Below are 9,587 nucleotides of genomic sequence, written 5' to 3' on the forward strand. Positions count from 1 at the left end.
CCGCCTCGATGCCCTCGTGCTGTTCCGCGAGCAGCTTGCCGGTGCGGCCGAGCCCGATCTGGATCTCATCCAGAATCAGCATCACGTCGTGCGCGGCGCAGAGTTCGCGCACATCTGTAAAGTAACCTGACGGCGGGATGACGACGCCAGCTTCTCCCTGGATCGGTTCGACCAAAAAGGCGACCGTGTTGGGCGTGATTGCCTTTTTCAGCGCCGTGGCATCGCCGAAGGCGATGATCTTGAAGCCCGCCGCGAACGGTCCGAAATGGTCACGTGCCGCCGGGTCGGTGCTGAAGCCGATGATGCCAAGGGTGCGGCCGTGAAAATTATCGGCGCAGACGATGATTTCGGCCTGCCCGTCCGGCACTCCCTTCACCTCATAGCCCCATTTGCGCACCGACTTTATCGCACTCTCCACCGCTTCGGCGCCGCTGTTCATCGGCAGCACCTTGTGGGAGCCGGTCAGCGCCGCGATCTCTTCGTAAAAGAGGGCCAGCTGGTCGTTGTGAAAGGCGCGCGACGTCAGCGTCAGCCGGCCCGCCTGCTCCACCATCGCGGCCAAGATCTTCGGATGGCAGTGGCCCTGATTCACCGCGGAATAAGCGGAGAGGCAATCGAGGTAGCGATGGCCCTGCGTATCCCAAACAAAGACGCCCTCGCCGCGCGACAGAACGACGCCGAGCGGTTCGTAGTTCTGGGCGCCAAAGCGCGCTTCCCTCGCGATGAAATCAGTGACCGATGGATCCATGTTTTGTCACTCCAGTTGGAGCGAACTGGCAGTCAGTGGGCCATCGCCATTTTCCAGCCTGCGAAAGCCCGATGATCATCATCAAGTTACCACAGGCATTTTGCTTGCGGACGCATTGGGTGTCGCCAAACGGTACTACCTATCGGGCTGGACAGAAACGACCTAGCGGACGTCCCTCCCGCCTTCTATCCATATAGGCATTTGATATCGCTATAAAAAATTGGCCCGCTCGTCAGAATCCCCACATACCGGATCGATACGATCGGCTTTTGCCAGCGCCCGTTGTGACCAGCGCTCGATCGCATCCGAAGAGATCGACGCAGCTTCACGACGAACGGCCGCGTTCACGGCTTCAACGTAAGCATGATCTATATCAATAGCTGGCCGGATCTTATTCGGCTCCATGGCACGCGATAGGTTTTTCACAGTGGTGTCGCTTGTGTGGCTGGCAACCGTGGTCGGAGCTGCTCTGTTGGTGATCCTCGGTTAAATGGAACTGCAAGCCAAACGATCGCGTTTAAATTCCGCGCCGGCGGTCCCGGCGCATTTTTAATGGCGGTCTAGGCCGTTCAATCGCCAAAAGGAGGATGCCGTGGTGCGGAATCCTTGGACTTTAGCGGCGGCCGTGTTCGCGCTTGGCATGATTGCCTGGGTCCTCGCAGCGGAGCGCCCTCAAGGAAGCCCGGTCCGGACTATGGAAACGTCCCTTTCATTGAGTGCCGATCCTGACTTGCGGTTAGTCTCTGAGCGCAGCGAATACATGCGGACAGAACACTGACAACGCGGTGTAAGAAAGTCACTATAGGGGATGCGCGAATCCGGTCCAAGTTCTGCGGGGCTCGGCGTGCCACATTCCCCGGCAGAGGCACGCGCCGGCCCCACTTCCCGCCATGCCAGTGGAACCCTGAGTGTTCGTGCCCGTTAAACCTCTTCCAGTCCAAGGAGGACTCCCCATGATGAAAATCGCTTTTGTCGTGGCGGCAGCGGTGCTGACGACTACTCCGCTCGCCACTCCGGCCAAGGCCCAAGGCATCAAGATGGCCCAAGTCGATATGCAGACCGGGCGGCACTTCGAGGACCGCGACCCCGGCTACTACTATAGGGAACGTCGCGGGTACGACTCCAACGCCACTGTTGGTGTCGGTCCAGGCGGTGTCACCATAGGCCCACGACAGCGCTGCCGCATGGAGACTACCACGATTGAACGGGACGACGGGCGCAGGATCACGCGCAGGGAGCGCGTCTGCGACTAAGCGGCGGGCAAGAATGGGCCTGCACTTTAGCCGCCTTGGTCCTCCTACAGAGGAGTTAGAGATATGGAGCGAGAGCGAGCGCGGCTTCTCGTTCGTGATCAGTAACGAGAGCAGCAATGGTCCTCGACTTCATGGGAAGCCTGGGTTTGTAGCTTCTTGGCGCCCCATCGATATCAACAAGCCTGCCATCAGGGTGGGCGGCTCACCCTTCAAGACGTTCACCGAAGCCGAGAAGGCCTGTGAGGCCATGCTGGAGCACCTGACCAGATAGCTTCGGCTTTCGCGTACCCCCTTGCCCCACCCCAGCCGCCTCGGGTTGGATATTCCGGGCGAGAGATGTCAGAGCGTAGTTCAGCCTAGCGTAGTTCAGCGTGGAGCCGTGAGTTTGACGAGCCGATCGCGTTGCCGAACGGGCGCAAGCTCGTCACCCTGCGCGACGCCGCGACCTACATCACCGAGCTGCCGAAGGCGGAGTCCGCGCTGATGCTGGTCGCCGATCTCGGCGGCCCCACGATGTTCGCCCGGATTGGCCTCATGTGGGCGTTGAACCGTCACCATGTTCGGAAGTTCAATCCGGCGCGAAAGGAACGGCATTGGGGGCGGAGGAAACTCAAGAGGGACAGGCTGTGATCCAGTTCACATCTTGGACCCCGAGATAAATGATAGCTTAGAGCTGATGGTGCAGATCAACTCAAACAGCGAGGTTGGATCATGCCCGCCATATTTCGACCTCCTCTACCGCGAATACTGCCGTGCCCGCCTCGCCGCAATGCGCAAACAACTTCTGATCTCGCCTGAGAGGCATGAGGTCCCAGAAGCGATTTGCGATGCAAAGGATGCTGTCGGCGCTAGTCCGGCTAGCCACGTTAGCGGCGGTGGGACCGACGCGCGGGATCGTCTCGGTCGTACCTAAGCCGCTCGCCGCAGCCCAAAATCCGATTTCAGTCCGGCTGCATGAATTTGATGGTGCAGATAGGCCACTTCCCATCGTGGCCTCTGATAAAAATTCGCAGTCCGTGCATTTCGTCTAGCCAAACGCTCTCGACCGTCCCGGCCTTTCCGTCGGATAGGATCACGGCCTTGCCGACAAGCTCTGTCTGGGCTTGCTCGTACTCGCCGAGGATAGTGGCCGCACGGAGTTTCACAGTTGGCATAGTGACCCGGAATCAGAGTTTGAGAGGGAACGGTGTTTGCATTTGAAGATGCGCAAGTCGTGACCCGCGTACGGCAAACGGGTGTCAATGGAACCCGCGCTAACAACGGCACCGGCGCAGATCGCGTCATTGAGGGTATGTCGCTCGCGCTTCATGCTGACGCGCGACGATCGACGCCGCGTCGATCGGCATCGGGCAAAGCAGCGCTTACCTACGATGAACCGAGACGACGCACTTTTCTGGCTTGCGATCGGTTGGCCTTTCACCCCCACATGGACAGTACGCCAGCCGCGATCGGCCCGCCAAGTTCGCCGGCGGTGATCGCCGCGCCGACCCCAGTCGCCTGTGGCAGACCGCGTGCATCGGCATGCGCACCCTGACTGCGACTGGATGCTGCGCCGGACCAGTGCGGTCGCGGCGGTGACCGGAACGACCTGGTAGCCATGAAGGCCAAATCCCGGATGCCGGCCGAGGCGCGGCAGCTGCATCTATTCCAGTCGCGCCGGCAAAGGGGAATTGCGCCGCCGGCGCCGACCGAATTCGCCTTGCAGGCATTCCTCGTCAACGTGATCCGGCGCCGGCTCGATCCGCGGTGGAAGTTCACCACCTCCCCGCTCGGCGAGGTTCGCGATCCCATCACCGCCGGACGACTCCGGCGCCTCGGCACCTGCGGCGGCTGGCCCGACCTGCAAAAAAATTGGGGCGCGCCTGTGTCGGCGTTGAGCTGCCATTTTCACGCATCCGTTCGCCTACGACGCCGGCCGCGGCCGCGATGGCGAGGCAAGGCCTGCGAGCAGCACCGCCAAAATGCCAGTCAGGAATATGCCGTCAAATGTCCCTGCGCCACCGATGGAAGCGATCGGCGCGCCAAGGCTGCCGATCTTGTCCAGATTGAGAATATCGGCGCCGATTAGCGTTCCCATGGATCCGCCGACATAAGCCAGCGGCGCTGCATATTCGCGGGAAAGGACGAGGGCAAGGATTGCCATGGCCACGACCGGCACAAAGACCGGCACGGCAATGCCAATACCAGCCACTGGCGTCGCCGTGGAATGAACAATGAAGGCGATTACGGCGACAGCGATCGCTGCCCTGAGCCAGAGCTGGTAGCGAAGCACGAGATAGGCGGACATCAATGTCGGAATCACCGCACCGCCGACATTCACAGCCAAAATGGTGCTGGGCGAAACCACGAATGGCACCACATAGCGCATGCCGAAGAAGTCGACGATTTGCCCCGATCTGACCGGCGGACCTGGCAGCACGGTGATTGGAAGATTGAAGTAGCTTCCGATCAATGAGCCGAATAGGAGAAGGAGTGCGACCCCCGGACCTACCCCGAGCCGCATATAGGCATATCTAAGGATACGGAGTTGGATCAGGATGACCAGCGCCAATGCCAAAAAAACCAGGACCGAAAAAAATCCCGGCGTCAGCGGCAAATAGTGAACCTGGGGATCATCCATGAGATCGCTGGCTTGATTTGGTTCGGGCAGGGACGGCGCTAGGTGGCCGCTACACGTCACGCCAAGCCAGCACGGGGGCAAGGTGGGTGACCGGGGCAAAGACGCTGTAGGGCCATTGTTTAGGTAGGATCGCCCTGGGTTCTGTCACTTCACAATGTTCTGCGTTGGAATTGATCGCGGCAACACCTACGGCCCTGATTTGGCACCTCGCGTGCACTAACGCGCGCCATTTGGGACACTCGCAAGGGCTTAGTCCGCGTCAGTCTTGCGCGAGCGGAGCAATCCTTAAACATCCTGCTAGGAGTCACGCTCAGACCTGATCCTCGCTGTTCGCGGGGCAGCTTTCGCACTGCCCTTGCGACTTTCGGCCTGTGATTTGAAGCGCTCGATAAGCCATGTCGCCGCCGGCCCTGGCAGCGTATCGGAACGATATATTGCTTCAAGACTGTAGACGCCGCCTTTTGCGTCCGGCAGATCAAGCTGAACAAGGCGGCCTGCTTTGATATCGTCTTCCACCATCGGCCCCGGCATGTTGCCCCACCCGATTCCTTCCTTCAGCAATATGTGCTTGGACCCCAAATCCGCCAATCTCCAGGTGCGGGGGCTGACCACGGCAAAGTCGATCTTGCCGGTGAGCGGCGATCGATCGGTCAGCACCAATTGAATATGTTCGCGTCCGGCGCCCGGACGATTGCGTCCTCTTGCGAGCGGATGGTCAGGCGCCGCGACGGGAATGAGCACAACGTTGCCAACGCCTATTCGCTCGATGCCCGCAACCCCCGCGTCACCCGGGAGCGGCCCGCTCACGCCGATACCAGCGGTTCCATCAAGAACGAGTTGCGTCACCCCGCCCAGAGCTTCCATGTGGAGCCGGAGCCCGACCGTTGGGAATTCTGCACGAAACGACTTGAGCGCATCGACGATGCGCGAGGCTGGCAACATGACATCCAGCGCGAGGTGAACTTCCGACTCCAGCCCTTGAAGGAGCCCTTTCACCTTCGCTCTAAGACCGTCGACCCCGCCATATATTGTGCGTGCGTCGGCCAAAACCGTTCGTCCGGAATCGGTCAGCTGAGGTTTCCGCGTCGACTCTCGATCGAATAAGGAGACCCCTAGCTGCGCTTCGAGGTTGGCGATCGCGTAGCTGACGACCGAAGTCGCTCGGTTGAGCTTTCGTGCTGCAGCAGCAAAGCTTCCTGTTTCAACAACGGTAAGGAAGACCCTCAGCTGATCCAATGTTGGCGTGCCTGGCTCGGAGCTCATATCTATTCTCTCGAACATTTTGGTCGATATTATACCAGTTTTCTCGAACGGTAAGTCCCCTTAGTTTTGGTTGCAGGCCGACCAATCAACTGAGGGAGTAACGACGGTGACGAGCTATTCAATCATTGGCGCAGGCGCTATCGGGACCGCGCTCGCGCAGCAATTCTCGCGCAAGAACATCAAGGTCAAGATTGCGAATACGCGGGGCCGCGAATCCCTTTCCGACCTGACCGCCACGCTGGGCAACAACGTCGAGGCAACGTCGACACAAGACGCCCTGAAGGCGGACCTCGTCATGCTGGCGGTGCCGTTTGACCGCGTGCCCGATGCCGTCCGCCAGGCTGCAGCGTGGGACAACCGGATCGTGGTCGATGCCACAAATGCGATCAAGTTTCCCGAATTTCTACCCAAGGATCTTGGTGGCCGCCTCTCGACGGAGATCGTGGCCGAGGCTGCGCCTGGCGCTCGCGTGGTGAAGGGCTTCAATACCTTGCCGGCGGCCGTGCTTGCGCAAGTTCCAGACGATCATGGACGGCGCGTCATGTTCCTCTCCGGCAACAACAGCCTGGCCAACGCCGAAGTCGCGGCTCTCGCGAACGCACTCGGATCCCTCAACGAGGGCAAGTCCGCGCAGTTCGGCGGCGCGCTGATGGTCCACGACCTAACCAGCCACGACTGATCGCTCAACCCTCCCCTCGACATTCGCAACGGCAAACAATTCAATTGGAGCTTCCCAATGAGCAAAGTTCTCGTTCTCTACTACTCCTCGTATGGCCACAGATGGCTCAAGCCATCGCCGACGGCGCGCGCAGCGCAGGCGCGCAGGTCGACATCAAGCGCGTTCCCGAAACAGTCCCTGAAGCGATCGCCAGGAGCGCTCACTTCAAACTGGACCAAGAAGCGCCTGTTGCAGAGGTGACCGAACTCGCCGACTACGACGCGATCATCGTCGGGACCGGCACGCGTTTCGGACGCATGTCATCGCAGATGGCTGCCTTCCTCGATCAGGCGGGTGGGCTGTGGGCGCGCGGCGCTCTCAACGGCAAGGTCGGCGCGGCTTTTGCGTCAACCGCGACCCAACACGGCGGCCAGGAAACGACCCTGTTCTCGATCATCACCAACTTGCTGCACTTCGGTATGACCATCGTCGGACTTCCATATAGCCACCAGGGGCAGATGACCTTGAACGAGATCGTCGGCGGCGCCCCGTATGGAGCGACAACCATCGCCGGCGGCGATGGTTCACGCCAACCCTCCAAGATCGAACTGGCGGGCGCACGTCACCAGGGCGAGCTGGTCGCCAGGACGGCGAACAAGCTTTTTGGTCGAGAACAGGCAACCGCGTCGGGCGCCCTCACCGATTTGGTGATGGCGGACACCGGCCTCGAATCATCGATGTAGATTCTTCAGCGGCAAGGAAAGAGCACTCACATGTCAGGAAATGGCGTCAGCGAGGCCGCAAAGGCGGTCGTTCGTCGCAATACAGACGAGGTCCAGAGCAAAGGCAACTTCGACCTTTTCGAACAGCTCTTTGCCGACGACTTTGTCGATCATACACCGCAGCCCGGTGGAACGCCGGACAAAAACGGAGCACGCAAGCTTTATCACGCGTTACGGGCGGCATTTCCCGACTTTCATGCCACCATCCACTGGCAGACCGCTGACGGCGATGTGGTCACGACGTTCAAGACATACCACGGCACCCACAAAGGCTCCTTTCTCGGCATTCCGGCAACGGACCGGAAGATCCAGTTCGAGACGGTCGATGCCATGCGTGTCCAGAACGGCAAGATCACTGAGCATTGGGGCGTTGCAAATTTGTTTTCCGTCATGCAACAGCTTGGCGCGCTACCGGCGTTCCCGAAGGAATAGAGTCGCCAAGCAGCCTAAGAGCGGGGAGCTGCGTCGGTAGTTGCATCGCGTCAAGCGGCGTCTGCGTCGCTCACTTGCGCCTTCATCGGTATTCCGCTTCGTGCCGATACTGTTCTCTAATGGGTCAAGAACGACAACTCGATTCAGAGCGTTGCACAACGTCGTCGGGTGCCGGTCCAAGAGGCATGCAGGTACGCCGGCCGGCAGGATATGTAGCCACTCAGTTGCCTAACACCGGCTGGCCTGATGCACCGTCCAGTGGCGGGCGCGGCTTGGCGAGGCCTGTCGCATCGGGCGGAGTCTCGTTGCTAGCCGTCCTTGTGTCGATCCGCTCAAGCGTGGTGACGAATGCTGCGAGTATTGCGATTATCACCACAACGTACGACGGCGGTACGGTGGCTATCCCGCTCGTTACTCATGAGGGAGCCTCCACTCTAAGGTATCCGGCTCGGATGGTTCCGCCGCGCAACCGGTTAGCCAAGCGCCGCGACTTCGAGTGGCCGAGGCCTCGGGGACGTATTTGATCTGCAGTGCAGTCACGAGTACGGCATCCAGGAGAGATAACCTCAGCGCTCTCTCGCCCCGAGGTTATCTCGCGGCCACCGATCCTCAACCTGTCAGCTGAGTGTTCCAGATCGCGATCAACACCGATCTAGGACAGTCCATCAACCGCACACCTGACGGGGTTGCAGGCGCCAGCCATGCTTAGTGTGCACGCGCCGCTGGACCACATAGCAACTGCCGTTGTCAGCGTATGAATCGCTGGAGACATACGGATAATAGCCATACGGATAGTCGTAAGCGTAGTCGTCATAGTAGTCGTACGGGTAGAAGCCGAAGCCGAAACGTCGCCCGAAGCCGCGATCATGAGAACCACGGCCGCGGAATTCACCACCACGAAATCCACCTCCGTGGAAACCGCCGCCACCATGGAATCCGCCGGCGATGCCGCCGCCATGGAAACCGCCTCCTCCGAAGGCGCCACCACTAAAGCCGCCATCGTGGAAACCGCCACCGCCGCCGCCCATGCCGCCGCCGTGAAAACCGCCGCCGCCAAAGCCACCGCCGGCCATACCGCCCCCATGGCCACCGCCGCCACCTCCTCCTCCACCACCACCACTACCACCGCGAGCCAACGCCATCGTTGGCGAAACCAAGCCAATGGACGCAACTGCCAGTAACGCGATCACTATCTTACGCAACATAACCATTCTCCGTCAGAGATAATGCTCCCAACCAGGACTGGGCTTTGGATGTGGGAATCATTTGGAGAATCGCTACCAGCTTCGACGAATCCGTTACTCAACTCTCCGCGAGCCACGCCTGATTAAAATTAAATTCAGTGAACGAGTTGTTCGCGGGGCGCGCGCGGCGCGGCCGAAGCGCGCGTCCACTGTTGCAAATGTAGCCTGATTTGGAATCTCGTAGCTAACAGCTGCTGAAATCGAATCTGCAGTGGGACAGGTGAAAAGCTGGAGCTCCCGCAAGTGGGAATCGCTGCCCAACGATGTGCTCTCGACAGTGATCGCGCGCCTTCCGGCGCGCCGGCGACGGACGCCTTTACGTCGAGCCGATGGGAGCGAAGGCTGAGCGTGAACGCGACAGCGGCCAGAGCCACGCCGATCCATGGCAACTCGCGATAGGCCAGACCGTGGGTCAGGGCGAGACCGCCGACCCAGGCGCCTGCCGCGTTGCCAAGGTTGAATGCACCCTGATTGCGGGTAGAGGCGAGATTGGGCGCCTGCGTTGCCTCGTTGACGACGCGCATCTGCAACGGGGAGATGAGGGCGAACGCCAGCAGACCCCAGCAGAAGACCGTCGCGGCCGCCGG

The 9,587-nt window shown here is 60.4% G+C and carries 10 protein-coding genes and 2 pseudogenes; 6 read left to right on the forward strand and 6 right to left on the reverse strand.

All coding sequences use genetic code 11. The annotated features are described in order from the left end of the window. Positions 1-748: aminotransferase class III-fold pyridoxal phosphate-dependent enzyme (locus tag CP49_RS00005; RefSeq protein WP_156437883.1), on the reverse strand; the 748-nt coding region annotated here is incomplete at its 3' end. Positions 749-958: 210 nt separating this feature from the next. After that, a complete protein-coding gene (locus CP49_RS44170) occupies positions 959-1,174 on the reverse strand; it encodes a hypothetical protein (RefSeq protein ID WP_156437885.1) in 216 nt (71 codons plus the stop codon). A 527-nt stretch (positions 1,175-1,701) separates the two neighbouring features. On the opposite strand from CP49_RS44170, the gene CP49_RS00010 reads away from it, so the two are divergent. Both CP49_RS00010 and CP49_RS00020 read left to right on the forward strand, forming a co-directional pair. Continuing rightward, the gene (locus tag CP49_RS00010; protein ID WP_057848260.1) at positions 1,702-2,001 is read left to right on the forward strand and encodes a hypothetical protein; all 300 of its coding nucleotides are present in this window, start codon (positions 1,702-1,704) and stop codon (positions 1,999-2,001) included. 402 nt (positions 2,002-2,403) lie between these two features. Beyond that, the gene (locus tag CP49_RS00020; protein WP_245310418.1) at positions 2,404-2,631 is read left to right on the forward strand and encodes a hypothetical protein; all 228 of its coding nucleotides are present in this window, start codon (positions 2,404-2,406) and stop codon (positions 2,629-2,631) included. A gap of 311 nt (positions 2,632-2,942) precedes the next feature. Here the strand turns inward: CP49_RS00020 and CP49_RS46820 are convergent, their stop codons facing one another. The 3 genes from CP49_RS46820 to CP49_RS00040 form a co-directional block, all read right to left on the reverse strand. Continuing rightward, positions 2,943-3,155 (reverse strand): PRC-barrel domain-containing protein, encoded by a 213-nt coding sequence (locus CP49_RS46820; protein ID WP_057848263.1) that lies wholly within the window; start codon positions 3,153-3,155, stop codon positions 2,943-2,945. Between the two features lie 749 nt (positions 3,156-3,904). Next, positions 3,905-4,621, reverse strand: a complete 717-nt coding sequence (locus CP49_RS00035) for a DUF1614 domain-containing protein (protein WP_057848265.1) — start codon at positions 4,619-4,621, stop codon at positions 3,905-3,907. A 297-nt stretch (positions 4,622-4,918) separates the two neighbouring features. Next, entirely contained in the window at positions 4,919-5,884 is a 966-nt protein-coding gene (locus CP49_RS00040) for a LysR family transcriptional regulator (RefSeq protein WP_057848305.1), read from the reverse strand. 106 nt (positions 5,885-5,990) lie between these two features. Here CP49_RS00040 and CP49_RS00045 point away from each other — a divergent pair, with 106 nt between their 5' ends. The 4 genes and pseudogenes from CP49_RS00045 to CP49_RS45670 all read left to right on the forward strand — a co-directional run bounded on the left by CP49_RS00045 (position 5,991) and on the right by CP49_RS45670 (position 8,937). Continuing rightward, a complete protein-coding gene (locus tag CP49_RS00045; protein WP_057848266.1) occupies positions 5,991-6,563 on the forward strand; it encodes an NADPH-dependent F420 reductase in 573 nt (190 codons plus the stop codon). Between the two features lie 57 nt (positions 6,564-6,620). Next, positions 6,621-7,210, forward strand: a pseudogene (gene wrbA / locus CP49_RS00050) (NAD(P)H:quinone oxidoreductase); the annotation flags it as partial. Between the two features lie 105 nt (positions 7,211-7,315). Beyond that, positions 7,316-7,756: an ester cyclase gene (locus CP49_RS00055; protein ID WP_057848267.1), complete on the forward strand. Its 441-nt coding sequence runs from the start codon at positions 7,316-7,318 to the stop codon at positions 7,754-7,756. Between the two features lie 866 nt (positions 7,757-8,622). Then, positions 8,623-8,937 (forward strand): hypothetical protein, encoded by a 315-nt coding sequence (locus CP49_RS45670; protein WP_057848268.1) that lies wholly within the window; start codon positions 8,623-8,625, stop codon positions 8,935-8,937. Between the two features lie 158 nt (positions 8,938-9,095). On the opposite strand, the pseudogene CP49_RS46625 reads toward CP49_RS45670, so the two are convergent. Then, positions 9,096-9,587, reverse strand: a pseudogene (locus CP49_RS46625) (MFS transporter); the annotation flags it as partial.

The sequence above is a fragment of the Bradyrhizobium valentinum genome, from assembly GCF_001440405.1.
Classification (GTDB): domain Bacteria; phylum Pseudomonadota; class Alphaproteobacteria; order Rhizobiales; family Xanthobacteraceae; genus Bradyrhizobium; species Bradyrhizobium valentinum.

Coding starts and splice junctions, on each gene's coding strand:
- CP49_RS45670 (WP_057848268.1), top strand. CDS start 8,623: ATGAGAACCACGGCCGCGGAATTCACCACCACGAAATCCACCTCCGTG.
- CP49_RS00040 (WP_057848305.1), bottom strand. CDS start 5,884: ATGAGCTCCGAGCCAGGCACGCCAACATTGGATCAGCTGAGGGTCTTC.
- CP49_RS00055 (WP_057848267.1), top strand. CDS start 7,316: ATGTCAGGAAATGGCGTCAGCGAGGCCGCAAAGGCGGTCGTTCGTCGC.
- CP49_RS00010 (WP_057848260.1), top strand. CDS start 1,702: ATGATGAAAATCGCTTTTGTCGTGGCGGCAGCGGTGCTGACGACTACT.
- CP49_RS46820 (WP_057848263.1), bottom strand. CDS start 3,155: ATGCCAACTGTGAAACTCCGTGCGGCCACTATCCTCGGCGAGTACGAG.
- CP49_RS00035 (WP_057848265.1), bottom strand. CDS start 4,621: ATGGATGATCCCCAGGTTCACTATTTGCCGCTGACGCCGGGATTTTTT.